Consider the following 25173-nt stretch of genomic DNA (forward strand, 5'->3'; position numbering starts at 1 on the left):
AGTGGACTAGACCTCTTGCGGGTCCTGGGGTCACACTGTCCCCCGTGAGACATGTCATCGCCCTCGACGTGGGCGGCACCGGGATGAAGGCCGCCCTGATCGGGGCCGAGGGCCGGCTGCTGTACCGGACCCGCCGCGCCACCGGGCGCGAACGCGGGCCGGACGCCGTGGTCGAGGGCATCCTCGACTTCGCCGCCGACCTGCGCTCCCACGGCGTCGAGCAGTACGGCGAGCCCGCGTCCGCCGCCGGCCTCGCCGTCCCCGGCATCGTGGACGAGGAGCGGGGCATCGCCGCCTACTCGGCCAACCTCGGCTGGCGCGACGTCCCCCTGCGCGACCTGCTCGCCGAGAGGCTGGGCTGCCCGGTCGCCCTCGGGCACGACGTACGCACCGGCGGCCTGGCGGAGGGCCGCATCGGCGCGGGCCGGGGCGCCGACCGCTTCCTCTTCGTCCCCCTCGGCACCGGCATCGCGGGCGCCATCGGCATCGGCGGCCGCGTCGAGGCGGGCGCGCACGGCTTCGCGGGCGAGATCGGTCACATCGTCGTACGGCCCGAGGGCGCCCCCTGTCCCTGCGGGCAGCGCGGCTGCCTGGAGCGGTACGCGTCGGCGGCGGCCGTCAGCGAGGCCTGGGCGACGGCCTGCGGCACCCCCGAGGCGGACGCCGCGGACTGCGCCAAGGCCGTCGTGTCCGGTGACCCGAACGCCGTACGCATCTGGCAGGACGCCATCGACGCCCTCGCCGACGGCCTCCTCACCGCCCTCACCCTGCTGGACCCGCGGACACTGATCATCGGTGGCGGGCTGGCCGAAGCGGGGGAAACGTTGTTCACACCGCTACGGGACGCCGTCCGCGAGCGGGTCACTTTCCAGAAGCTGCCGTCCGTGGTCCCAGCGGCCCTGGGGGACACAGCCGGCTGCCTCGGCGCCGGGCTCCTGGCCTGGGACCTCCTCACATCCACCGACAGCACGGAGGAATCAGCCTGATGGCACCCCACCCAGGGGCGCGGGGAACTGCGCGACCAGCCACATACGACCCGCACCCCGCAACCGGCAAGGGCCCCCTCATCCTGTCCGGCGCCAACGTGGTCCTCCCCACCGGAACCGTCGAGAACGGCCGGCTGTCCACCGACGGCACCCGCATCACCGCCACACCCTCACCCCACGCCCAGATGATCGACCTCACCGGCCACCACGTGGTCCCCGGCTTCATCGACATCCACAACCACGGCGGCGGCGGAGCCTCCTTCACCTCGGGCACCACGGACGACGTCCTCACCGGCATCCACACCCACCGCCTGCACGGCACCACCACCCTCGTCGCCTCCACCGTCACCGGCGACATGGACTTCCTCGCCCAGCGCGCCGGCCTCCTGTCCGAACTGGCCGAGCAGGGCGACATCGCGGGGATCCACTTCGAAGGCCCGTTCATCTCCCCGTGCCGCAAGGGCGCGCACGCGGAGGACCTGCTGCGCGACCCGGACCCCGCGGCCGTACGCAAGCTCATCGACGCGGCACGCGGCCACGCGAAGATGGTCACCCTCGCCACCGAACTGCCGGGCGGCATCGACTCCGTGCGCCTCCTCGCCGAGCACGGCGTCATCGCGGCGATCGGGCACACGGACGCGACGTACGAGCAGACGGTGGAGGCGATCGACGCGGGCGCCACGGTCGCCACGCACCTCTTCAACGCGATGCCGGCCCTCGGCCACCGCACCCCCGGCCCGATCGCCGCCCTCCTGGAGGACGAGCGGATCACGGTCGAGCTGATCAACGACGGCACGCATCTGCACCCGGCCTCCCTCCAGCTGGCGTTCCATCACGCGGGCGCGGGGCGGGTGGCGTTCATCACGGACGCGATGGACGCGGCCGGGTTCGGCGACGGCACGTACATGCTCGGCCCGCTGGAGGTCGAGGTCAGCGAAGGGGTGGCCCGGCTGGTGGAGGGCGGCTCGATCGCGGGCTCCACACTCACCCTGGACCGCGCGTTCCAGCGGGCGGTGACGGTGGACCGGCTGCCGGTTGCGGACGTGGTGACGGCCCTGTCCGTCAACCCGGCCAAGCTGCTGGGCCTCTACGACACCGTGGGCTCCCTGGAGCCCGGCAAGCTCGCCGACCTCGTCGTCCTCGACGCCGACTTCGCGCTCAAGGGCGTGATGCGCCGGGGTGAATGGGTGGTCGATCCCCAACTGGGGTGATGTGTCCCGCTGTTGAGGGCGGCGGTTGTCCTGGGAGACTGGATGGGCTCATTCAGTCTTCGGGGGAGGTCGGCCCAGGTGATCCTCACGGTCACGCTGAACACCGCTCTCGACATCACCTACCGCGTCCCGGCGCTCAGGCCGCACGCCTCGCACCGCGTGACCGAGGTGATCGAGCGGCCCGGCGGCAAGGGTCTGAACGTGGCCCGGGTCCTCGCGGCCCTCGACCACGAGGTGACGGTCACCGGCTTCACGGGCGGCGCCACCGGGCGGGTGCTCCAGGAGCACCTCACGGGTGTGCGGGGCGTGGTGGACGCCCTGGTCCCGGTGACCGGCGCCACCCGCCGCACGATCGCCGTCATGGACGAGCGGACCGGCGACTCGACCCAGCTCAACGAACCCGGCCCTACGATCACCCCCGCCGAGTGGGCGGCCTTCCAGGAGGCCTACGAGGATCTGGTCCCCGCCATGTCCGCGGTGGCCCTGTGCGGAAGCCTGCCGCCGGGTGTGCCGGTGGGGGCGTACGCCGGGCTGATCCGTACGGCCAGGGCGGCCGGGGTGCCGGTTCTGCTGGACACCAGCGGTGAGCCGCTGCGCCGCGGTGTGGCCGCCCGCCCGGACATCGTGAAGCCCAACGCGGACGAACTGGCGGAGCTGACCGGCTCCCACGAACCCCTGCGCGCCACCCAGGACGCCCGCCGCCGCGGCGCCCATGCCGTCGTCGCCTCCCTCGGCCCCGACGGCCTCCTCGCCGTCACCCCCGAGGGCCGCTGGCGGGCCACCCCGCCGGCCCGGGTGCACGGCAACCCCACCGGCGCCGGCGACTCCGCGGTCGCGGGCCTGCTGTCGGGACTGACCACCCACCTGCCCTGGCCGGACCGCCTGTCCCGCGCGGTCGCCCTGTCCGCGGCGACGGTCGTGTCACCGGTGGCGGGGGAGTTCGACCGGGGGGTTTATGAGGAGCTGGTGGGGCGGGTGACGGTGTCGCAGGAGGTCAGCGCGGCCTAGGAGTCGACCGGGCCTAGGACTTGACCCAGCCGTTCACCAGCCACGACTGGTCGAGGAGGGCGTCGCACTGGTTGCCCTGCTCGCAGGAGAGCTTGATGGTATTGGCGCCCTTGTTGAGCTGGACCCAGTTGTAGGTCTTGGTCCAGCCCTTCTCGTAGTCGCCCTCGGCGGCCTTCGCGTAGTTGTCCATGCCGACCGGCGTGGTGGAGGCCGTGCCGTTGATCGTGAGCGTGGCGGTGGCGTCCTTTCCGGGGACGCTGTAGCCGGTGTACAGGGTGTACTTGCCGGCCTTCGGGACCGTGGCCGACCACGTCACCGACGCCCCGACCTGGTTGAAGCCCTGCACGTAGACGCCGCCGTCGGCCTGGGCGCCCTTCACGGAGGTGGCGACGCTCGTGCCGCCCTCCAGGCGCATCGTCTTCGTGTCGGCCTTCGGCAGTTCCGCCGCCTCGCCCGACGACGAGTTCGACGGGGTGGGGTCGGAGCTCTGGGACGTCGTGGGCGTGCTCGACGAGTCGCCGCCGCCCGCGTCCTTGTTGTCGTCGCCGCCCGCCATCGCGATGCCGATGCCGATGACGACCGCGGCGACGACCGCGATCGCGCCGATCAGCAGGCCCTTGGTATTGGGGCCGCCCCGGCCGCCACCGCCGCTGTAGGACGGCTGGGGGCTCTGGGTGGTGGCACCGCCACCGCCGCCGGGGAAGGTCTCGGGGGCCGCGTAGTGCGCGCTGGGCTGCCCCGGGGCCTGCTGCGGGACCTGCCCGTAGGGGGCGGTCGCGGCGGCCTGCGGCTGCTGCTGTCCGTACTGGCGCTGCCCGACCGAGCGCGCTCTGTTGACGGAGCCGACCGAGCCGGGGTAGCCGTAGCCACCGGACGGCGGCTGGGCCCCGTTGGCCTGCCCGTCGGCGTAGAGGTAGCCGAACGGGTCGTCGTCCTCGGGCGTGCTCGCGCCGTTGTTGCCGGACGTCATCCCTTGGTACTCCTCGAACAGGTGCGGATCGGATGCGATACGTGGAGTCAGAATGGCGAGCCTACCCGCTCCCGCTGCCCCAAACGGGTGACTCGGATCGCATCAGCTCGCTGACCTGGGGATCAGCCGGCGCGTCTGTGTTGTTTGGGACGGGATCGTTTCTCGACGTACATCCGCTCGTCGGCCGACTTCAATACTTCGTCCGCCGTCATGCCGCAGTGTGCCCAGCCGATACCGAAGCTGGCGCCCACCCGCACGGCCCGTCCCTCGGCCCGGATGGGCTGGATGATCTCGTTGCGCAGCCGGACCGCGAGGTCCTGGGCATCGGCCTTGCCGAGCCCGTCCGCGAGGATCACGAACTCGTCGCCGCCGAGCCGGGCGACGGTGTCGCCGTCGCGCACGCACTGCGACAGCCGCCGGGCGACCTCGATGAGCACCGCGTCACCCGCGTTGTGCCCGAAGCGGTCGTTGATCGACTTGAAGCCGTCGAGGTCGCAGAAGAGCACCGCGAGCCCCTTGGTGCCGTCGTCGCGCTCCCCCTCGGGGGCGACGGTGTGCACATGGTGGTCGAAGCCGTCGAACGACTCCGCGCCCGGCCGGAAGTCGAAGCCGTGGCCGTTGACGTCGTAGGCGGGATGGCCGTAGGCCGCGTCGATGGACTCCAGGGCGGCCGGGTGGGTGGGCCGCTGGCAGAGCCGGGACGACAGGCGCGCGCGCAGTTCGGCGGAGTTCGGCAGGCCGGTGAGCGAGTCGTGGGAGGCGCGGTGGGCGAGCTGGAGCTCGCGGCGCTTGCGCTCCTCTATGTCCTCGACGTGGGTGAGGAGGAAACGCGGCCCGTCGGCGGCGTCGGCGACGACGGAGTTGCGCAGGCTGACCCAGACGTAGGTGCCGTCACGGCGGCCCAGGCGCAGTTCCGCGCGCCCGCCCTCGGCGGAGGTCCGCAGCAGCGTCCCTATGTCCTCGGGGTGGACGAGGTCGGAGAAGGCGTAGCGGCGCATCGCGGACGCGGGGCGGCCGAGGAGACGGCACAGCGCGTCGTTGGTGCGCAGGATCCGGCCGTGCTGGTCGCCGCCCATCTCGGCGATGGCCATGCCGGAGGGGGCGTACTCGAAGGCCTGCCGGAAGCTCTCCTCGCTGGCCCTGAGCGCCTGCTGCTCCCTTTCGAGCCTGACCAGTGCGCGCTGCATGTTGGCACGTAGACGCGCGTTACTGATCGCGATGGCGGCCTGGAAGGCGTACATCTGGAGCGCCTCGCGCCCCCACGCGCCCGGCCTGCGGCCGTTGCGCGGACGGTCCACGGAGAGCACGCCGATCAGCTCGCCGCACGAGCCGCCGCCCGGCGCCGCGGGGGTGAACATGGGCGCGAAGAGCCGGTCGGAGGGGTGCCACTCGTCCTCGAAGCGGGGCGCGGGCCCGTCGGTGTACCACTGCGGGACGTCGTCGTCGTCGAGGACCCAGCCCTCGGTGTGCGGTATGAAGACCAGGTCGCCCCAGTTCTCTCCCATGGAGAGGCGGCGCTCCCAGGACTCGCGGGAGCCGACGCGGCCGGTGATCAGCGATTCGGCGGCCTGGTTGCCGGAGAACGCGGCGACCACGAGATCGCCGTCGGGACGCACGAGGTTGACGCAGGCAAGCTCGTAGCCGAGGGCCTGGACCACGCCGTCGGCGACCGTCTGAAGTGTGTCCGCCAGGCTGCGGGCCGTGTTCATGTCGGCCATGACCTGGTGCAGTTGTCGCAGGGACGCAAGACGGACGTAGGGTTCCGACTCGCTCTCCATGCTCGCCCTCCCCCCGAGACCTCGCAGCGAATCAAGGGTTCTCATCGGCGTATCGTCAGTGCGCTTCGTAAGTGGAGCTTCCCCGCCACTGAATCACAGCGCGCTCCTCACTCGGTACACAGGGTCAACAATTACTGCCCCTTGTGACTCAAGTCACAGCGAAAGATGAACAATTGAGTGGGGTTTCTGCGGTTTACCAGTGCGCTTACTGAACGTAATTTTTGTGCTCGGTCGGGAGACCTAGGTCCGGTCTCGGGCGAAGGCCCGATGTGGTGCGTGCAGGACGGACACTAGCGTTTCCGGCGTGCCCCACACTCCCTCCGTCACCTCGCCCCCGATGATCCCCGCGCCCGCCTCCGGGCATCCTGTGGGGGTGAGCAACGACGAGTTCCGCACCGCCCTGTCCCGGCTGGCCGCCGGCGTGGTCCTGGTGACCGCGTTCGAGGCCCCGCTCGACCCCGAGGGCCCGAAGGGCGAGGACGTCGGCATGACGGCGACGGCGTTCATGTCGGTCTCCCTGGACCCGCCCCTGGTACTGGTCAGCCTGCGCAACGGCTCCCGCATGGACGACCTGCTGGACGAGCAGCCCCTGTGGGCGGTGTCGGTCCTCTCCGAGAGCCAGCGGCACATCGCCGGCCGCTTCGCCATGAAGGGCCGCATCAGCGACCGCCTCCTCTTCGAGGACATCCCCTACGTCCGTGGCGCGGCGACCGGCGCCCTTCTCGTGGGCGGCGCCCTGGCCACCCTGGAGTGCCGCACGGAACAGCGCGTGCCGGCCGGCGACCACACCCTCGTGATCGGCCGCGTCCTGACGGCGTCCCTCCCCAGCGCGGACGGCGGACCGCTCACGTATTTCCGGGGCCGCTACCGGCAGTTGGGGTGACCTTCACCCGGCCGGGCCCCCGGAATTCGCTCGCCCCGCCGTGATTCGCCTGCTTAGGGTGCGCGCATGACGACGCCCTCCGGACTCCGCCTCGAAGAGATCACCCCCCGCACCTTCGAGGCCGCGATCGGCATCCGGGTCCGCCCCGAGCAGGAATTCGCGGTCACCTCCGTGGTGAAGTCCCTCGCCGAGGCCTACGTTCATCCGGACACCGCCTGGCCGCGCCTGATCCTCGACGGGGACCGTCCGGTCGGCTTCCTGATGGCCTTCTTCGACATCGACTGGCGTGACGACGGCACCCTCTTCCGCTCCGGCCTGTGGCGCCTCAACATCGCGGCGGACGCGCAGGGCCACGGCTACGGCCGGTTCGCCGTGGAGTCCGTCGCCGCCGAGATCCGCCGCCGGGGCGGCAAGGAGTTCCACGTCACCTGGCACCCCGGCCCCGACGGCCCGGAGAACTTCTACCTGCGGCTCGGCTTCCGGCCCAACGGCGAGACGGTCGAGGGCGAGACGGTGGGCGTGCTGGAACTGGGCGCCTCCTGAAGAAGCTCGACGTCCAGCACGGCGAGACGGTCCGGGTCCGTGGTGATGTCGATCACGGTGATCCGTTCGTCCACGACGGTGAAGGAAAGGACACGGTCCATCCGGCCGTCGACGAACACCGCCATGCCCGTGCGGCCGTCCACCAGAGCGGGTACGGGGACACCCGCCCCCCGGGAGAACCGGCTCGCGCCCCGGGCCACCGCCGCCGCACCCGTCGTCACCCCGACCTCGGTACGCGCCACGACGTCCGGATCGAGGACCGCGACCAGCGCGTCGAACTCCCCCGCCCGCGCGGCGGCGAGAAACGCGTCGACGACCTCCCGCTGCCGGGCCAGGTCGGCGTCGGGCGCCTGGGCGCCCCGCACCCGGCGCCGGGCCCTGCTGGCCAGCTGCCGCGCCGCCGGCGGGGACTTCCCGACGACGGCCGCGATCTCGTCGTAGGACACCGCGAACAGGTCGTGCAGCACGAACGCCAGCCGTTCGGCGGGCGTGAGCGTCTCCAGTACGACGAGCAGGGCGCCCCCGACCGAGTCCGCGAGCAGAGCGTCCTGCTCGGGGTCGGGGACGGGTCCGGGTCCGGGACCAGGGCCGGGGCCGGTGGTCGTGCCGGGGCGCTGCGGTGCGGTCTCCAGTGGTTCCTCCGCGCGGGAGCGGCGCGAGCGCAGCATGTCGAGGCAGACCCGGCCGACCACCGTCGTCAGCCAGCCCCCGAGGTTGTCGATCCGCCGCGCGTCCGTACGGCTCAGCCGCAGCCAGACCTCCTGGACCGCGTCGTCGGCCTCGGTGACCGACCCGAGCATGCGGTGCGCCACGGCCCGCAGATGCCCGCGGTGCGCCTCGAAACGCTCGGCAAGGAAGTCGTCGTAGCCCATGGTCACTGCCCCTCGTCACGGTCCGTCCGTCGTCGGTTGGTTGACGGGTGACGCGGAGGAGATGTGACACGGGGGCGTGGCGGGTGTCCGGCCGGTCCGGCCGGGGGCGGTGGCTCTAGCCCCAGCCCTGGCCCGAGCGGCCCCGCTTCGTGTCCGAGCGCTGCTTCTTCTCCCGCAGCCGGCGTTCGTTGATGCCGCGCGGGATGCGGGTGGCCCTGCGGGGCTTGGGCGGCGGGGCCGTCGCCTCGGCGAGGAGGGAGGCCAGGCGTACCGCGGCGGTCTCGCGGTTGCGCCACTGGGAGCGGTGCTCGGAGGAGCGGACGGTGACGACACCGTCGACCAGCCGCCCCGCGAGTTTGGCCAGGGCCCGCTGCTTCCACACCTCGGGCAGCGCCTCGGTCTTCGCGAGGTCGAAGCGCAGCTCGACCTGGGAGTCGCTGGTGTTGACGTGCTGTCCGCCCGGACCGGACGACCGCGAGAAACGCCACATGAGCTCGGCCTCGGGAAGCGAGACGGAGCCGCGAATACTGAGTTTTCTGGGGGACGAACCCCCAGACCCCCGCTGAGGACCGGACATGCCGTCCATGTTCCCCTCTCTGTCCGGTCCACGTCACGCGAATATCGCCACGGACCGGCAACCATCGGCTCGGTCCACCGGCTCGGTAAAGAAAGTAAAGACACCAGGAACCTTCGGCACCCCTCTCGGCGTTCATGGAGGTAGCTGTAGCTTCATGTCCGTACTGCCGTACATAAACGAGGGAAGGGACTCCCAACAATGGCTGTAAGCCTGTCCAAGGGTGGCAACGTCTCGCTCACCAAGGAGGCTCCGGGCCTGACCGCCGTCACCGTGGGCCTCGGCTGGGACGTCCGCACCACCACCGGCACGGACTTCGACCTCGACGCCTCCGCGATCGCGGTCAACCCTCAGGGCAAGGTCTACTCGGACGCCCACTTCGTGTTCTTCAACAACAAGCAGACCCCGGACCAGACCATCGTCCACACCGGTGACAACCGCACCGGCGAGGGCGCCGGCGACGACGAGGCGATCAACGTCAACCTCGCCGGCCTCCCGGCCGACGTCGACAAGATCGTCTTCCCGGTCTCGATCTACGACGCGGAGAACCGCTCGCAGAACTTCGGCCAGGTCCGCAACGCCTACATCCGCATCGTCAACCAGGACGGCGGCACCGAGATCGCCCGCTACGACCTGTCGGAGGACGCGGCGACGGAGACGGCCATGGTCTTCGGCGAGCTCTACCGCAACGGCGCGGAGTGGAAGTTCCGCGCGGTCGGCCAGGGCTACGCCTCCGGCCTGGTGGGCATCGCCCAGGACTTCGGCGTCAACGTCTGACGGACACCGCGCTTGCGGGGACCCCTGGCTCCGGCCGGGGGTTCCGGCGTTTTCGGGGGTATCTTGCCCCGCGTGATCCTCACCCCCCTTCCCGTCACCCCCGACCGTGACATCCCGGCCCCGCTCCTCACCGAGCTCACCGCGCTCTACGCCGCCGACCGTGAGTTCCAGGCCCTCAGCGGCGACTTCCCCGACCCGGACGACATCCGGCCGGAGCAGGTGGCGACCGCGTTGGCGGCGGAACTGTCGAACCCGGACGTGGAGGTACTGCTCGCGCGGAGCGAGGGGCGCCTGACCGGGATCGCGATCACCCTCGCCCGGCACCCCGACCCGGCCGACCCGGACCCGTGGATCGGCCTGCTGATGGTGGACACGAACGTCCGGCGGCAGGGCCACGGACGGCAGCTGGCGTCCCGGGTGGAGGACCGCTTCCGCGGCGCGGGCCGCACCGCCGTCCGCCTCGCCGTCCTCGACGGCAACGACCGCGCCCTCGCCTTCTGGACCGCCCTCGGCTACGAGCCGATCGCCCACCGCCCGGACCGCGAACGCGGCCGCCCGTGCACGGTGCTGCGCAAGCGACTGGTCGAGTCCTGACCGGTGCCTGTCACCGCTTCGCCGGCTTCCCCTCGCCGTACAGCCAGTCCGCCCAGATCGCGTCGAGGTCCTCGCCGGGGGCCTGCTTCTCCACGTACGCCGTGAAGTCGGCGGTGTCCGCGTTGCCGTGGCGGTGGGTGGTGTGCCAGCCGCGGACGATGGCGCGGAAGGTGTCGTCGCCCACCGCCCGGCGGATCTGGTGGAGGACCATCGCGCCGCGCTGGTAGACGGGGCTGTCGGAGAGGTGCGCGGCGCTGGTGGGCTCGGCGGGCGGGAAGGACCAGAGGTCCTCGTAGGTGTTCTCGCCGTCGTCGTACAGCGCGTCGAAGGTCTGCTGGGCGGTGTCGCCGCCGTGGTCCTCGGACCACAGCCACTCCGCGTAGGTGGCGAAGCCCTCGTTGAGCCACATGTCCCGCCAGGTCTTCGGGGTGACGGAGTTCCCGTACCACTGGTGGGCGAGTTCGTGGACGAGGAAGGCGGTGTCGGGGGCGCCGGGGAAGACGGGACGGTTCTGGGTCTCCAGGGCGTAGCCGACGTCGGGGGCGTGGTCGACGACGGCCCCGGTGGAGGAGAAGGGGTACGGGCCGAACACGGACTCCGCCCACTTCATGACCTCGGGGATCCGGGCGAGCACCTTCCGGCTCGCCCTGTCCTCCGCCGGGTCCACGGCCACGTACACCGGCAGGCCGTCCGGGGTGCTGGAGCGGCGGACGGTGTAGTGACCGATCGCGAGTGTGGCGACATAGCTCGCCATGGGCTCAGCCGTGTGCCAGGTGGAGGTGGTACGGCCCTGGGTGGTCGTCTCGCCGGTCGGTTCCCCGTTGGACACGGCTCGCAGGTCCTGCGGCACGGTCACCGCGAGGTCGTACGTCGCTTTGTCGGAGGGGTGGTGGTTGCCGGGGAACCAGGCCATCGAGCCCGTCGGCTCCCCGAGGGCGAGCGCGCCGTCCGACGTGGGCAGCCAGCCCTCCCGGGAGCCGTCCGGGTCGGTGATCGTCTCCGGGGTGCCGGAGTAGCGGACGGTGACGCGGAAGGTGCCGCCCTTGTCGAGGTCGTCGCGCGGGCGGACGGTGAGCTCCTGGCCGGTGCGGTTCCAGCGGGCGCCGGTGCCGTCGACGGTGACCTTGCCGACCGTCATGCCCTTGAGGTCGAGGTCGAAGGCGGAGAGGTCCTGGGTGGCACGGGCGGTGATCGTCGCCGTGCCGGTGAGGTGGGGCCGGCCGCCGTCGCGGGTGTAGGCGAGGGTCAGGTCGTAGTGGCTGACGTCGTATCCGCCGTTGCCCGCCTTGGGGAAGTACGGGTCGCGCAGTCCCGCCCCACCGGGGGTGCCCTGGACGCCCGTCCCGCCGCACGCGGTGAGCAGGAGGGCGAGGGCCATGGGCGTGGAGGCGGGGACGAGCCGTGCGGAGCGGGATCGGGTGGCCACGGCTGTGATCCTATGAGGAACGCCTTGAGGACCCCGTGACACCATCACGTACGTGCTCGACATCGGCTACGCCCTCTCCAACCGCTTCCCGGACCCCCCGCAGACGGACTACCGCCGCGCGGACGTCCACGCGCTGCGCCACGACCTGTTCTGCGGTGACGTCTACCTCGCCGACACCAAGGCGGACCGGGAACTGTCCACATCCTGGGGATGGGTACCGGTGCTCGACTTCGCGTGGGCGCTGTGCGACATCGTGGAACAGATCGACCGCGACCCCGCCGGCTCCCGCGCCTCCCGCCCCCAGCGCGCCGAACTCGACTTCACCGAGTCCACCGACCGCATGCTCTTCGAGCGCCGCTTCGGGTGGGTGGACATCGAGGCCGACTGGATGCCGGCGGAGGAGCCACCCCTGACCTTCTCCCACACCGAACTCCGCCGCGAGGCCCGCGACTTCCTCCAGGACCTCGTCGCCGACCTCAGCGACCTCCACGACGACCTGGCCGAGAACCCGGCGATCTGGTCCCTCCAGGCGCGCTTTCCGCGGGTGCGCTGAAGCCGGGTCCCGGGCCCCGGGCCCTACAAGGGCTCCCTCATCACGCCTCCCCCGTCACCCTCACCCCTTCCCCGTCACCCCGTTACCCCTCCACCCGAATCCCCAACTCCCCCGCCAGCACCGGCGCCAGGTCCAGCAGTTGACCCGTGCTGATCACCGCCCCCCGCAGACGGTCCACCCCGCGGGCGATCTCCAGGGAAGCGGCGCCGCGGAGGTCCACATCGGTCAGGGTCGCGGCGGTGAGGTCGGCGGCCTTGAGGGTGCAGTCGAGGAACTCCACGCGTTCCAGGCGGGCGCCGCCGAAGTCGGGTTCGACCAGGACGCAGCTCTCGAAGACGACGTCCCGGAGGCGGGCCGTGCGCAGGTTCATGTAGTCGATCTTGCCGCCGCGGATGACGACCCGTTCCAGGACCGCTCCGTGGAGCTGGGTGCCGCCCAGGCGGGCGTCGAGGATGTGGACGTCGCGGAAGGTGGCGTCGGCGAGGTTGGTGCCGACCCCTCTCAGGCCCGTGAGGACGGAGTCCAGGAAACGGGCGCGGGAGAGCCGGGTCTCGTCCAGCGCGCAGCCCGTCAGCGCGCAGTCCATGAAGCGGGCGCCGCCGCCGTCCTGCCCGGCGAGGTCCAGCTCCTGGAAGTCCAGCCCGTCGTAGTCCCCGTCCGGCTCCAATCCCCCTGCGCTGTACGGCTCCAGGGGCGGCAGCCGCACCTCCGGCCGCCGCGCCGCCTTCACCCCGGTCCCGCCGGCCCGGCCCGGCCCACCGGCCCCACGGCCACCCCCGCTCCCGCCCGACCCGCCCACCGCTCGCCTCGTCATGCCCCCATGCTGCACCCCGCCACTGACAATCCCCCTGACCTGCGACAACACCCCCCATGTCACATTCCGGCCCGCTCAATCAGTCGTAGATACAGCACGCAGAGAGGCAACCAGGACCAACGAGGACCCCCGCCCCGACCCGAAGGAGATCCCACCCATGCACCGCATCACCGTCATCGGCGGCGGCTTCGCCGGCCTGACCGCGGCCATCACCGCCGCCGAGGCGGGCGCCAAGGTCACCGTCTACGAGGCCCGCCACACCCTCGGCGGGCGGGCCCGGACCGCCGAGGGGCCGTATCGGACGAACGACGGGCCGCACGCCCTCTACAGCGGCGGCCCGCACTGGTCCTGGCTCCGGCAGCGGAATCTGATCGGCCCCCTCGCGCCCATCCCCCCGCTGGAGGCGGCCCGGCTGCGGCTGCGCCACAAGGACACGCTCCGCCGCACCCCGCCGTTCGCGATGGTCAAGCTGCTGCGCCACAGCGCCCGGCAGGCGCCCGTGGACAGGGACTTCATGTCCTGGGCGACCGAACAGGCGGGCGAGGAGGGTGCGCGGGCCGCCGCCCACTACTCGGCCGTCGCCCTGTTCCATCACGACCCGGGCGCCCTGTCCGCCGCGTTCGTGCAGGAACGGCTGCGGCGGGCGACCAAGCTGCCGCCGGAGGCCCACTATCCGTGCGGCGGCTGGGGCAATCTCATCGACCGGATGGCCGCCCGCGCCTGGAACCTCGGCGTCCGCATGGAGACCCTGTCCCGTGTCGACACACTGCCCACGGACACTCCCGTCGTCGTCGCCACCTCCCTCGACGCGGCCCGCCGTCTCCTCGGCGACGACTCGCTGACCTGGGCGAGCGGTCGTACGACACTGATCGACCTGGCCGTCCGCGCCCGGCGCGGCGACGCCTTCGCCGTCTCCGACCTCGACGCCCCCGGGTGGATCGAACGGTTCACGGCCCAGGACCGCTCCCTCGCCCCCGCCGGCGAGCAGCTGATCCAGGGCCAGATCCCGATCGCCCCGCACGAGTCGAAGGCGCACGGCGTCGCCCGCGCCGAACACCTCCTCGACCTGGCCTACGAGGGCTGGCGGGAGCGGGTCGTATGGCGCCGGGAATCCGTGGCGAACGGCCGTACCGGTGCCGTGGACCTGCCGGGCACGAGCTGGCGGGACCGGCCGGCGATCGACCGCGGCGACGGTGTCTACCTGGCCGGCGACCAGGTCGCCGCGCCCGGTGTGCTCTCCGAGGTCTCCTTCAACAGCGCCCTCACCGCAGTGTCGTTGGCCCTCGGCCGGAGCCACCTTGACCTCAAGCATGCTTGAGGTTGAAGAGTGGACCCCACGGAGAACGGCGGCCCGCCGACACCACGTCACCGCCACCTCCGCGGCACCCGCCGTGCGACAACGACCGATGGGGGACCCCGATGCGCGCCATCCGCCTGCACACCTTCGGCCCGGCCGAGAACCTCACCCTGGAGGAGGTCGAGGCCCCCCGGCCGGGCCCCGGCCAGGTCCGTATCGCCGTGGCCGCGGCCGGCGTCCACCTCCTCGACACGGCCCTGCGCGAGGGCATGCGGGGCCCGCTGCCCGAACCTCCGGTCCTGCCCACCATCCCGGGCCGCGAGGTCGCGGGCACGGTCGAGTCCCTCGGCGACGGCGTCGGCGGCCTGTGGCTCGGCAAGCGCGTGGTCGCCCACCTCGGCTTCGCCCCGGGCGGCTACGCCGAACTCGCCGTCACCGACGTCGACCGCGTCCACGAGATCCCCGCGAACCTGGACGCCGCCCAGGCCGTGGCCATGATCGGCACGGGCCGTACGACCATGGGGATCCTCCAGTTCGCCGAGCTCGGCCCCGACTCGGTGGCCGTGGTCCCGGCCGCGGCGGGCGGCATCGGCACCCTGCTCGTTCAGTACGCGAAGAACGCCGGCGCCACCGTCGTCGGCCTCGCCGGCGGCCCCGCGAAGACGGCCCTCGTCGAGCGGAACGGCGCGGACCTCGCCGTCGACTACAAGAACCCGTCCTGGCCCGACAAGGTCCGCGCCCACCTCGGCGGCCGGCCCGCCACCGTCGTCTTCGACGGCGTGGGCGGCGACATCGCCCGCGAGGCGGTGGCCCTCCTCGGCCCCGGCGGCCGGCACATCGTCTTCGGCTGGTCCGGCACGGGCCTGCACGACGGCGAGCCCTACCTCGTCGACGGCCTCTCCGAACAGGTCCTCGGCCCCACGATGATGCACAAGGCCGGCGGCCCCAACCCCATCCGCACCCTGGAACTCCGCGCCCTCACCGAAGCCGCCGCCGGCCACCTCACCCCGGCCGTCCACCGCTTCCCCCTCACCGAGGCGGCAGCCGCGCACCGGGCCCTGGAGAACCGCGGCACGACCGGCAAGGTGGTACTGGAGCCATGACCTCACGGGAAGGGGCGGACCCGAGATCCGGGCCCGCCCCTTCCCTTCATCCGGCACGTTCGCCGGCTCGTTCATCCGGCTCGTCGGTCCGGCTCGTCGGTCCGGCTCGTCGGTCCGGCTCGTTCATCCGGCCCGTTCGTCCGCATCGCCTCAGCGGCTCACTTGGCGACCGCCTTCGTCGCCTTGCTCACCGCCGACCCGTCCGTGTGGCCAGTCCGGCGCGCGATCACCTTGACGGTGATCTTCTTGCCCCGCTGCGCCGCCTTCAGCACCAGCGAGGACTTCGTCGCCCCGCTGACCGCCTTGCCGTTCGCGTACCACTGGTACGCGTACGAGGTCGCCGCCGGACTCCATGTCCCCGGGGACGCCTTCAGCGTCCTGCCGACCTTCGCCGTCCCGCTGATCACCGGCACCTTGGTCGCCCTGGGCGCGTCCCCCTTGGCGACGCTCACCGCCGCCGAGGTCGCCGTCCCGCCGGTCCAGCCGTCCCTGACCGCGGTGACGGTCACGGCGAGCTTCTTGCCGACCAGCGAGGCGGGGACGGTGTACGTCGACGTCGTGGCACCGGATATCGCCTTGCCGTCCGCCTTCCACTGGTACGTGTACGACGTCGGCGCGGCCGACCAGTTCCCCGGCGTCGCGGTGAGTTTGGCCCCCGTCCTGGCCGTCCCGGTGACCTTGGGCGCCGCCGTGTTCTCCAGCACGGGCCGGGGGGTGACGGTGAAGGTGCCGCGCGGGAACTCCCAGCCGCGGGTGAGCACGCTGACGTTCCAGGTGCCGGTCGCCGCGCCCGTCAGGTCGAGGGTCGCGGTCACCGTCCGGTTGTCCGCGGAGACCGAGTCGGCCTTCGCCGTGACCGTCTTCCCGGCCTGGCCGAGCCGTACGGTGACGTCCGGGCCGAGCGCGGTCCCGGTGACCGTCACCCTCACCTTGCCGCCGGCCGCCCCGGTGTCGGGGCCGACCGCGGTGACGGCCGTCTCCTCGGTGCCGCACGGCGCGGACGTGCAGGTCAGCTTGGCGCTGTAGGCCGTCGCGGACGCCTTCTCGGGCAGGCCGAGGAGGAACACCGTCGGCGTGCTCTGCCCGGACGAGCCGAGCGCGTCGCAGTCGTAGCCCTCAGGGATGTAGTGCGTGCAGCCGTTGGCCCAGGTCGTCGTGTTGTACAGCACGGGCACCGCCGTGGTGGTGGCGCCGGCGGTGTCCTTGATGTCGGTCTCGAAGCGGTCGAACCCGGCCGTCGGCAGCGCCGCGCACACCGCCGTGTGCGACTCGTCCAGCGTGCCGGTGACCGGCCCGTACCCGTAGGCCACGGACGGCACCTCGGCGCACTCCGGCGCCGGACCGTCGGCGGTGGCGATGCGCAGCGCGTCCAGCCGGTACTCGGGCGCCGCCTTCATCGTGGCCGGGGTCTGCACCAGGACCTGATGGGTGGTGGACCCGGTGACCGCGCAGGAGGTGTTGCGGAAGGAGCACTCCACCCGGCCGTCCCCGGCGACGACCGCCGAGTTGGCGGTGCCGAGGGCGTCCCGCACGTTGACGTGCACGACGTCGGTGTCCGCGCCGGTGGTCACCTGGCGGCAGTCGAGCGTGCCGGGGGCGCCGTACGCGCTCCGCACGGAGGGCCCGCCGACCTTGGCCGCCGCGTTCGCCGTGCAGCCCGCCGAGGCGGCGCTCGCGGTGACGTCCCGCCGGGTCAGGGTGTACGTGGCGGTCTCGTCCCGGCCGTTCACCAGCACAGTGTGGGCCTTGCCCGGGGTCAGCGAGCAGATGGTCCAGCCGTTGGTGGTGGCGTACCGCTCGCAGACGCGCCTGCCGTCGGAGTCCAGCACCGAGAACCCCGCCGAGGCGGTCCCGGAGGTCGCGACCAGCTGGAACACCTCGGCCTTGGTGTGCGCGTCCGCCGGGATGCCCAGGCAGTGCGAGAAGACGCCGCCGCCCGTGGTCAGCGTGGCCTTGGCGCCACCCGCGGCGAAGCTGCCGGCGGGCAGGACGGGGCAGCCCTCGGCGACGTCGGTGCGGTGGAAGGCCACCGCGTACGCGCCGGTCGCCGTGTCCCCGCCGTCCTCGGTGTGCACGAGCGCCCGGTAGGGCGCCTCACCGGTGAGGGCGCAGTCGCCGCCGCGCAGCTTGTCCTCGCCGCACTGCGGGGTGCCGGTGCGGTCCAGCACCTCCACCTCGGGAGTGAGCCCGGCCGAGGAGAGCGAGGTGAGCGCGGCGATCCGGGCGCCCTGCGGGACGTCCAGCGCCAGGCAGTCGTACTGCCCGACCGTGCTCAGCTCGCCCCGGTGCAGGCCCGTCCCGGTCGCCACGCACCCGGCGTCGGAGGCCCGGTCGAGGACGACCAGCCCGGCGCGGGTGTCACGGAAGGGGGAGCTGCCGTCGTCGACGACGGCCGTGTAGGTGCCCGGCGTCCTGATCCGGCACGGGTCGGCCCCGAACCGGCACACGCTCAGCCCGCCCGCGTCGTACACGCGGGCCACCCCCACCTCGCGGCCCTCGCTCACGGAGTGCACGGTGTACGGGCCCGCCGCGCCGGCGGTGAAGGTGAAGCACGGGTTGGCGGTGAGGTCCTGCGGCTCCAGCACGCCGTACGGACGCACGGGAGCGGTGGCGCAGCCCCGCGGGTCGTCGAGGCGGCGCACCTTGACGCCGTACTGGGCGGGGAAGCCGCTCTCCGCGCGCGAGACGGTGGAGACGACCCGGTAGGGGCCGTCGCCGGGAAGGACGCAGCTGTCCTCGTCGTTCTCCGGGAACCGCTCGCAGATCCGGGCGCCGGTCGCGTCGGTGATCCAGGCGAGGGAGTCGCCGTAGGTCTTCGAGCCGTGGGTGAGCCGGATGCGGTCGCCGCCGCTGCCCTCGAAGGGCTGGCAGTCGACCTCGACCCGACTCACGGTCGTCCGGACGACGTCCAGCTGATCCCAGTGGGTGCCGACGGGGTCCGCGCAGCCCTTGGCCGAGCCGAGCGGCACGAAGGTGACGTTGGTGGCCTTGTCCTCCCAGTCGGTGTTGAGGACCTTCAGCGTGTAGGTGCCGACCGCGGGCACCGCGCACATGCCGGAGGTGGTGTACCCGTCGCCGTAGCAGTCCACCTGATCGCCGTCGGCGGCGATCAGCTGCCTGGTCAGCGTGTTGCCGCTGTCGTCGAGGGCCGGTGCCAGATACAGGCCCGGCGTCTCGACCGTGACGGTGTAGCAGACGCTCGCGTCGGGTGCCACGGTCGCCCTGCCGACGGCGTCGCCCGGGTCACCGAAGGGCGCGAGCGCGAGCGGCGCGCACGCCTCGTCGGCGGCGACCGCGGGGCTCACCCCGGTCAGGGTCAGCAGTGGGGCGAACAGTGCGAGAAGAGCGGCGAGGACGGCGGTCCTGCCACGTCTCGCAGGTGGACAGGAGTCGTCGTCCGACATGGAATCCCCCCTGGAACAGTGGTCGTTGAGGCGATCGTCGCACACAGATGCGACACAGCACTCGCGCGTTTCCAGGGACGAAAGTTACGCCGGTGGCACCCGGCGATGTCGTCAGTGCCGCCCGGCGATACGGTCGGCGACCCGGGCCAACCGGGACGACCCCACCCCCGGCTCGGCCAACTCCCGCCGATCCGCCGACCGATACGCCGCGTACAACCCCCGCACCCCCACCCACCGCAACGGCTCCGGCTCCCACCGCCGCACCTTGTGCCCCACCCACGGCAACTCCGTCAGCTCCGTCCGCCCACCCTGCCCGGAGTCCCGCTGCACCAGATCCCGCAGCGTCCGAGCCGCGAGATTCGCCGTGGCCACGCCCGAGCCGACGTAGCCGCCGGCCCAGCCGATCCCGGTGGACCGGTCCAGGGTGACCGTCGCGCACCAGTCGCGCGGGACGCCCAGCACGCCCGACCAGGCGTGCTCGATCCGCACCCCGGCCAGCGCCGGGAAGAACCGGACGAGGGTCTCCCGCAGGGCCTCGACCGTCGCCTCCTGCGTGCGCCCGTCGTTGTCGGTGCGCGATCCGAAGCGGTACGGCACGCCGCGGCCGCCCAGCGCGATCCGCCCGTCGGCGGTGCGCTGCGCGTACATGTAGACGTGCGCCATGTCGCCCAGCGCCTGACGCCCCTCCCAGCCGACCGTCTCCCACTGCGCGTCGGTCAGCGGCTCGGTCGCGATCATCGAGGAGTTCATCGGCAGCCAGGTCCGCCGCTGCCCCTTCAGCCCCGCGGTGAAGCCCTCGGTGCAGCGCAGGACATAGGGGGCGCGGACCGTGCCGTAGGGCGTCACCGCGTGCTTGGCCCTGATCTCCGTCACCGTGGTCCGCTCGTGGATCGTGACCCCCAGCGCCTCCACGGCCGCCGCCAGCCCCTTGACCAGCTTCACCGGATGCACCCGCGCCCCGTGCGGCGTCCAGCTCGACCCCACCGCGTCCGCCACCCGGATCCGCTCGGCGGTCTCCCGGGCGCCGTACAGCTCACGGTCCTTCTCGCCGTACGACAGCTCATGGGCGTGGAAGGCATTCAGCCGCGCCAACTGCGCCGGAGTACAGGCGATTTCGAGGACGCCGCCCTTGTGGACATCCGCCTCGATGCCCTCCTCGTCCGCCGCCCGCACGACCTCGTCGACGGTGTCGTTCATCGCCCGCTGAAGCCGTACGGCGGCCTCGTGGCCGTGCAGCTTCGCGTACCGGTCCCGGCCCGCGACGCCGTTGTACAGCCAGCCGCCGTTGCGCCCCGAGGCGCCGTAGCCGCAGAACTTCCGCTCCAGGACGACGATCCGCAGGAAGGGCACCGCCTTCTTCAGGTAGTACGCGGTCCACAACCCCGTGTACCCGCCACCCACGATCACGACGTCCGCGGACACGTCACCGTCCAGCGGGTCCCGCATCGCCGGGATGCCGTCGTCCGCGTACCAGAAGGAGATGCCACCGTTGACGACACCGCTCACCGAGCTGCTCATGGCGGGAAGTCAGCCCCTGCCGGCGGCCGCTGTCTCCTTCGGATTCCGCACTTTCCGGCGCCCCCTGGCCAGCGGGTAGCACCCGAAACCGATCAGCACGGAGACGAAATGCCCGAGATCGGTGAAGGTACGCCCGGTCACCAACGGCACCCCGTACACCAGGAGGACGACGAAGACGTACGCGTACCGCCAGCGCACCGGGATCCGGTAGGCGAGCACCGCCACCACCCCCGCCAGCGCGTAACTCACCCCGACGTCCAGGGTGTTGACCGCCGAATCCGGCGCCATCCCGTGCCTGATCCCCCACAGCAGCGCCCCCTCGCTGATCAGCGTGGCCAGCACATGCGCGGCCCCGCACACCACCAGCCACCGCACGGTCCCCAGCCACCGCTCCACCGGCGCGTGGAAGACCGAGTACAGGACGGCGTACGGCAGCCAGTAGCCGCCCTCGATCCACATCGCGCCGGCGACCAGCACCCGCACCGGATTGTCGGACAGCTCGTGGAGGTTGGTGGACCGCTGCCGCAGGAACTCCTCCTCGAACTCCGGCGACATACGGTGCAACGCCACCGACGTCACGAACAGGACCGCCAGCCACACATAGGTGCCCGGGGCGCCACGGACGTACGTCCACACCCTGTGGAAACCCCGGCGCATACCCATGAGCCGATTCACGCACGCCGATAGGGTCCGAAGCGTGATCGACATCCCGGAGGAGTTCGCGGCTGCACAAGAGCTCTACAACGGCGCCGAGGGACGAACCTTCGTCACCGCCCTGCCCGAACTGGCCGCCGGCTTCCTGGACCGCTGGGACCTGCGCCTGGACGGACCCGCCATGCACGGCGTCGCCGCCCTCGTCCTCCCGGTCGTCCGCCGTGACGACGACACCCCGGCCGTACTGAAACTCCAGCTCCCCGACGACGAGACCGAGGGCGAACCGGTCGCCCTGCGCGCCTGGAACGGCCACGGAGCCGTCCGCCTCCTCGACCACGACCAGGCCACCGGCACCATGCTCCTGGAACGCCTGGACCCCACCCGCATGCTGTCCCACCTCCCCGACTCCCGCGAGGCCGTCCGGATCATCGCCCGCCTGCTCGCCCACCTCACCGCGACCCCCGCACCACCGGAACTGCGCCGCCTCGGCGACCTCGCCCGGGACATGCTCGACGAGACCACCCCGACGACCCTGTCCCGCATCCCCGACCCCGGCGACCGCCGCCTGATCGCCGACTGCGCGGCAGCCCTGCGCGACGTCGCGGCCGAACCCGGCGACCGCCTCCTGCACTGGGACCTCCACTACGAGAACGTCCTCGCCTCCACCCGCGCCCCCTGGCTCGCCATCGACCCCAAACCCCTCGCCGGCGACCCCGGCTTCGAACTCCTGCCCGCCCTGTGGAACCGCTACGACCCCGCCGAAACCCGCTGGCGCTTCGACGCCATGACCGACCACCTCGGCCTCGACCGCGCCCGGGCCCGCGCCTGGACCCTCGGCCGCGTCCTCCAGAACACCCTCTGGCACCTGGAGGACGACGAACCGCCCCCACCCGAACACCTCGAAATCGCCAGGCGCCTGCGCCGGTACGGCGGCTAGCTTGACCCCATGATTCGCACCGCCACCCCCGCCGACGTCCCCGTCCTCCACACCCTCATCCGCGAACTCGCCGAGTACGAACGGGCCCTGGACGAGGTGCGGGCCACCGAGGACCAACTGACACAGGCCCTCTTCGGCGAACACCCGGCCGCCCACGCCCACCTCGCCGTCGACGACACCACCGGCGAGGTCGTCGGCTACGCCGTCTGGTTCCTCAACTTCTCCACCTGGCGCGGAGTCCAGGGCATCTACCTCGAAGACCTCTACGTCCGCCCCGCCGCCCGCGGCGGCGGCCACGGCAAGGCCCTCCTCACCGCACTCGCCCACCTCTGCGTGACCCGCGGCTACCAGCGCCTGGAATGGTCCGTCCTGAACTGGAACACCCCCTCCATCGCCTTCTACGAGTCGCTCGGCGCCCGACCGCAGGACGAGTGGACGGTTTACCGGCTCACCGACGAGGCACTCGTGAAGGTTTCCCGCATGACACCCCACCGAATGGGCACGGCTCAATGACATGAGCACCACTCCCATGGGTACCCCTGGCATGAGCGCCCCGAATATGCCGGCCTTCTTACCCGGCCTCGAACTCTCCCGCCGCTTCTACACCGAAGCCGTACGCCCCCTGCTGGAGGAGGCCGCCCCCGGCATCCCGCACTCCGCCGCCCGCATCGGCAGCGGCTCCGAAGTCCTCGGCTTCGACACCGCCCGCTCCGCGGACCACGAATGGGGCCCACGCCTCCAGCTCTTCCTGCGCGCCCGTGACGTCCCCCGACACGCCGGCCGCATCAGACACGTCCTCGCCGAACACCTCCCGAAGACCTTCCACGGCTACCCCACGAACTTCGCCCCCACCGGAGAGGCGAAGGACATCCGCGTCATGCGGGCCACCGACGGCCCCGTCCACCACCGCGTCGAGGTCACCCACACCTCCGCCTGGTTCACCGCCACCCTCGGCTTCGACCCCACCTCCCCCCTCACCCCCGCCGACTGGCTCACCACCCCCACCCAGCGCCTCGCCGAGGTCACCACCGGCGCCGTCTTCCACGACGGCCTCCACACCCTCTCCCCCATCCGCACCACCCTGCGCTGGTACCCCCACGACCTCTGGCTCCACGTCCTGGCCCGCCAGTGGCAAGCCCTCTCCCACGAGGAAGCCTTCGTCGGCCGCTGCGGCGAGGTCGGCGACGAACTCGGCTCCGCCGTCGTGGCCGCCCGCCAGACCCGCCACCTCATGCGCCTGTGCCTCCTGATGACCCGCCACTACCCGCCGTACAGCAAATGGCTCGGCAGCGCCTTCGCCCGCATACCGGCCGGCGAACACCTCACCCCGGCCCTCACCGCCGCCCTCACCGCCCCCGACTGGCGCACCCGCGAGACCCACCTCGCCAGCGCCTACGAAGCCGTCGCCGACCTCCACAACCAACTCCGCCTGACCGACCGCGTCGACCCGGCCACCCGCCCGTACCACTCCCGCCCCTACCGCGTCCTGCACGCGGAACGCTTCGCGAAGGCCCTGGTCGCCCGGATCTCCGACCCCGCGATCCGGGACCTACGCCTTCCGGGACCGGAGGACTTGGAGCCCGGCCACCCCACACACTGAACGGAAGAGGCCAGTGGACGCAGCAACGGCACACCTGGTGGACGACCTCACCACGGCCCTGCGCGAGGCCGGCGACCCACGCACCGCCGAGCAGACCAGGCGCTACCTCAAGAGCGACCTCCACCACCACGGCGTACGCATGCCCGTCATCCGCACCCTCGTCGCCGACGCCGCCCGCACCCACGGCCCCCTCGACCGCCCCCGTCTGCTGTCCTGCGCCCGCGCCCTGTGGCACCCCGAGGTGCACGAGACCCGCATCGCGACCGCGGTCCTCCTGGAACGCCACGTACACGTCCTCAAGGCCGAGGACACGGCCCTCCTGGAGGACCTCCTGCGCGACAGCGACACCTGGGCCCTGGTCGACCTCCTCGCCGGCTCGGTAGCGGGCCGCCTCCTCCTCCGCGAACCCACGGCCCTGCCCACCTACCGCCGCTGGGCCACCGAGGACACCCAGTGGATCCGCCGCTCCGGCATCCTCACCTTCCTCGTCCCCCTCGCCGAACCGGACGGCTTCCCCCACTACTGGCCCCCCTTCACCGAAACCGCCGCCCCCCTCCTCACCGACCCCCGCTTCTTCGTCCGCAAGGCCCTCGGCTGGGTCCTCCGCCAGACAAGCCGACAACACCCCGACGAGGTCTACGACTGGTTCCTCCCCCGAGCCGCCCACGCCTCCGGCGTCACAGTCCGCGAAACCGTCCGCCACCTCGCCCCGGCCCGCACCGAGGCCATCCTCACAGCCCACAAACAGCAAAAACCCCAGGCCAGAAGCGTCTGACCCGGGGTTCCACCAGAGCCCCCTGTCGGATTCGAACCGACGACCTACGCATTACAAGTTGTCCGATCTTGGTCCGGGACGTCCGTGGTTATCCGCGAGACGGGCTCTCTCCCTGGTCAGGGAGGCTTTGATCTCCCGGTGGATGACGGTGGACTACCCCGGAGGAGGCGCCAGTCAGACCACAACTGAGACCGCCACTAGCAGCCAGGACAGGGGCATCGACCATTCAGACCGCGGGCGTACAACAGACGTGATCCGTGGGTAGATGAACCGCCCGCCCGGCCCTCCGGCAGCCGTAGTAGAACTCTGGAACGAGCTTCTTCGTGGTAGGCAACGTGACTGCGCCAGGGCGCCATTGGCCCCCTGCGTCCGAGTATGCTGAGTTGCATTCTTAGCGTCTTACACGAGAGGAGGTTCAAGTGACTCATGGTCGCGATATAAAATCTCAGCCCCGAGCGGCCGAGCAAGAACTAGAACACCTGCTAATTGCGATCGACCATCAGGTATCCGTAACCAGCGTCGAATACACTGAAGCCAAAGATCGTCTACGTGTTCTCAGCTCAGCACTCTCGAAGGAATTCGGGTCAAGAGTATACGTCAATGGCAGCATTGCGCATGGCGACGCCCTGAGTCCACTTAACGACGTAGACCTAGGGGTCATCCTCAGAGAACCTTGGGCCACCAATGAGCGGCGCCATAGCCCAAGCAGAATCATGAAACACACGTGTGAAGTCATCGAGACTTTGGCCAGTGCACACTACCCGGGACTTTCCGCAGACTTCACCGATCAAAAGCGCGCAGTCGTCGTAAATTTTGGATCCGACACAAAGAAGCAACACTACGAATTCACAGCAGATGTGATCGTAGCCCTTGACAACACGGAAGACGTCGGGGTA

The 25173-nt window shown here is 71.6% G+C and carries 23 protein-coding genes; 14 read left to right on the forward strand and 9 right to left on the reverse strand.

The window, feature by feature from the left end; genetic code table 11:
- Positions 1-44: 44 nt before the first annotated feature.
- From SLINC_RS20395 to SLINC_RS20405, 3 genes are all read left to right on the forward strand, one after another.
- Entirely contained in the window at positions 45-986 is a 942-nt protein-coding gene (locus SLINC_RS20395; protein ID WP_079164621.1) for an ROK family protein, read from the forward strand.
- Positions 986-2197 carry an N-acetylglucosamine-6-phosphate deacetylase gene (gene nagA, locus SLINC_RS20400; protein ID WP_079164622.1) on the forward strand — a complete coding sequence of 404 codons (1212 nt, stop codon included), beginning with the start codon at positions 986-988 and terminating at the stop codon, positions 2195-2197. Before SLINC_RS20395 ends, nagA begins: the two co-directional genes overlap by 1 nt.
- 78 nt (positions 2198-2275) lie before the next feature.
- Positions 2276-3205 (forward strand): 1-phosphofructokinase family hexose kinase, encoded by a 930-nt coding sequence (locus SLINC_RS20405; protein ID WP_067435016.1) that lies wholly within the window; start codon positions 2276-2278, stop codon positions 3203-3205.
- A gap of 13 nt (positions 3206-3218) precedes the next feature.
- On the opposite strand, the gene SLINC_RS20410 is transcribed toward SLINC_RS20405, so the two are convergent.
- Positions 3219-4175, reverse strand: coding sequence for a CBM35 domain-containing protein (locus tag SLINC_RS20410; protein WP_067435020.1), 957 nt, complete (start codon positions 4173-4175; stop codon positions 3219-3221).
- Between the two features lie 122 nt (positions 4176-4297).
- Complete coding sequence (gene cdgB / locus SLINC_RS20415; RefSeq protein ID WP_067435023.1) at positions 4298-5953, reverse strand: diguanylate cyclase CdgB; 1656 nt, start codon at positions 5951-5953, stop codon at positions 4298-4300.
- Positions 5954-6290: 337 nt separating this feature from the next.
- Between cdgB and SLINC_RS20420 the strand changes: the two genes are divergently transcribed.
- A complete protein-coding gene (locus SLINC_RS20420) occupies positions 6291-6836 on the forward strand; it encodes a flavin reductase family protein (protein ID WP_107406840.1) in 546 nt (181 codons plus the stop codon).
- 66 nt (positions 6837-6902) lie between these two features.
- Positions 6903-7379: a GNAT family N-acetyltransferase gene (locus tag SLINC_RS20425; protein ID WP_067435029.1), complete on the forward strand. Its 477-nt coding sequence runs from the start codon at positions 6903-6905 to the stop codon at positions 7377-7379.
- On the opposite strand, the gene SLINC_RS20430 is transcribed toward SLINC_RS20425, so the two are convergent.
- On the reverse strand, positions 7298-8251 hold the full coding sequence (locus SLINC_RS20430; protein ID WP_067435032.1) for a sigma-70 family RNA polymerase sigma factor: 954 nt from the start codon (positions 8249-8251) through the stop codon (positions 7298-7300). The genes SLINC_RS20425 and SLINC_RS20430 overlap by 82 nt on opposite strands.
- Positions 8252-8366: 115 nt before the next feature.
- Positions 8367-8837, reverse strand: coding sequence for an alternative ribosome rescue aminoacyl-tRNA hydrolase ArfB (gene arfB, locus SLINC_RS20435; protein ID WP_067435034.1), 471 nt, complete (start codon positions 8835-8837; stop codon positions 8367-8369).
- Between the two features lie 189 nt (positions 8838-9026).
- On the opposite strand from arfB, the gene SLINC_RS20440 reads away from it, so the two are divergent.
- Together SLINC_RS20440 and SLINC_RS20445 are read left to right on the forward strand one after the other, a co-directional pair.
- On the forward strand, positions 9027-9602 hold the full coding sequence (locus SLINC_RS20440; RefSeq protein WP_067435036.1) for a TerD family protein: 576 nt from the start codon (positions 9027-9029) through the stop codon (positions 9600-9602).
- 72 nt (positions 9603-9674) lie between these two features.
- Entirely contained in the window at positions 9675-10196 is a 522-nt protein-coding gene (locus tag SLINC_RS20445) for a GNAT family N-acetyltransferase (protein ID WP_067435039.1), read from the forward strand.
- Between the two features lie 10 nt (positions 10197-10206).
- Here SLINC_RS20445 and SLINC_RS20450 read toward each other — a convergent pair whose 3' ends face one another.
- Positions 10207-11667 carry a M1 family metallopeptidase gene (locus SLINC_RS20450; RefSeq protein ID WP_067445543.1) on the reverse strand — a complete coding sequence of 487 codons (1461 nt, stop codon included), beginning with the start codon at positions 11665-11667 and terminating at the stop codon, positions 10207-10209.
- 7 nt (positions 11668-11674) lie between these two features.
- On the opposite strand from SLINC_RS20450, the gene SLINC_RS20455 reads away from it, so the two are divergent.
- Positions 11675-12175 (forward strand): hypothetical protein, encoded by a 501-nt coding sequence (locus SLINC_RS20455; RefSeq protein ID WP_067435042.1) that lies wholly within the window; start codon positions 11675-11677, stop codon positions 12173-12175.
- An 82-nt stretch (positions 12176-12257) separates the two neighbouring features.
- Here the strand turns inward: SLINC_RS20455 and SLINC_RS20460 are convergent, their stop codons facing one another.
- On the reverse strand, positions 12258-12989 hold the full coding sequence (locus tag SLINC_RS20460; protein ID WP_107406646.1) for a pentapeptide repeat-containing protein: 732 nt from the start codon (positions 12987-12989) through the stop codon (positions 12258-12260).
- Between the two features lie 157 nt (positions 12990-13146).
- Here SLINC_RS20460 and SLINC_RS20465 point away from each other — a divergent pair, with 157 nt between their 5' ends.
- Positions 13147-14307, forward strand: a complete 1161-nt coding sequence (locus SLINC_RS20465; RefSeq protein ID WP_067435048.1) for an FAD-dependent oxidoreductase — start codon at positions 13147-13149, stop codon at positions 14305-14307.
- Between the two features lie 101 nt (positions 14308-14408).
- Positions 14409-15389, forward strand: coding sequence for a zinc-binding dehydrogenase (locus tag SLINC_RS20470; protein WP_067435051.1), 981 nt, complete (start codon positions 14409-14411; stop codon positions 15387-15389).
- Between the two features lie 158 nt (positions 15390-15547).
- On the opposite strand, the gene SLINC_RS20475 is transcribed toward SLINC_RS20470, so the two are convergent.
- The 3 genes from SLINC_RS20475 to SLINC_RS20485 all read right to left on the reverse strand — a co-directional run bounded on the left by SLINC_RS20475 (position 15548) and on the right by SLINC_RS20485 (position 20974).
- A complete protein-coding gene (locus SLINC_RS20475; RefSeq protein WP_067435055.1) occupies positions 15548-18793 on the reverse strand; it encodes an IPT/TIG domain-containing protein in 3246 nt (1081 codons plus the stop codon).
- A 111-nt stretch (positions 18794-18904) separates the two neighbouring features.
- Positions 18905-20311, reverse strand: a complete 1407-nt coding sequence (locus tag SLINC_RS20480; protein WP_067435058.1) for an NAD(P)/FAD-dependent oxidoreductase — start codon at positions 20309-20311, stop codon at positions 18905-18907.
- Positions 20312-20320: 9 nt separating this feature from the next.
- On the reverse strand, positions 20321-20974 hold the full coding sequence (locus tag SLINC_RS20485) for a rhomboid-like protein (protein ID WP_067435062.1): 654 nt from the start codon (positions 20972-20974) through the stop codon (positions 20321-20323).
- On the opposite strand from SLINC_RS20485, the gene SLINC_RS20490 reads away from it, so the two are divergent.
- The 4 genes from SLINC_RS20490 to SLINC_RS20505 are packed head-to-tail and all read left to right on the forward strand — an operon-like array spanning position 20973 to position 24277.
- A complete protein-coding gene (locus SLINC_RS20490) occupies positions 20973-21902 on the forward strand; it encodes an aminoglycoside phosphotransferase family protein (protein ID WP_079164626.1) in 930 nt (309 codons plus the stop codon). The two genes, SLINC_RS20485 and SLINC_RS20490, sit on opposite strands and share 2 nt — an antisense overlap.
- A 9-nt stretch (positions 21903-21911) precedes the next feature.
- Positions 21912-22415 carry a GNAT family N-acetyltransferase gene (locus SLINC_RS20495; protein WP_067435068.1) on the forward strand — a complete coding sequence of 168 codons (504 nt, stop codon included), beginning with the start codon at positions 21912-21914 and terminating at the stop codon, positions 22413-22415.
- A 46-nt stretch (positions 22416-22461) separates the two neighbouring features.
- A complete protein-coding gene (locus SLINC_RS20500; RefSeq protein ID WP_067435072.1) occupies positions 22462-23502 on the forward strand; it encodes a DUF4037 domain-containing protein in 1041 nt (346 codons plus the stop codon).
- 13 nt (positions 23503-23515) lie between these two features.
- Positions 23516-24277 carry a DNA alkylation repair protein gene (locus SLINC_RS20505; RefSeq protein WP_067435076.1) on the forward strand — a complete coding sequence of 254 codons (762 nt, stop codon included), beginning with the start codon at positions 23516-23518 and terminating at the stop codon, positions 24275-24277.
- Positions 24278-25173: the final 896 nt, after the last annotated feature.

Origin of the sequence: Streptomyces lincolnensis (assembly GCF_001685355.1) — a bacterium.
GTDB classification, from domain to species: domain Bacteria; phylum Actinomycetota; class Actinomycetes; order Streptomycetales; family Streptomycetaceae; genus Streptomyces; species Streptomyces lincolnensis.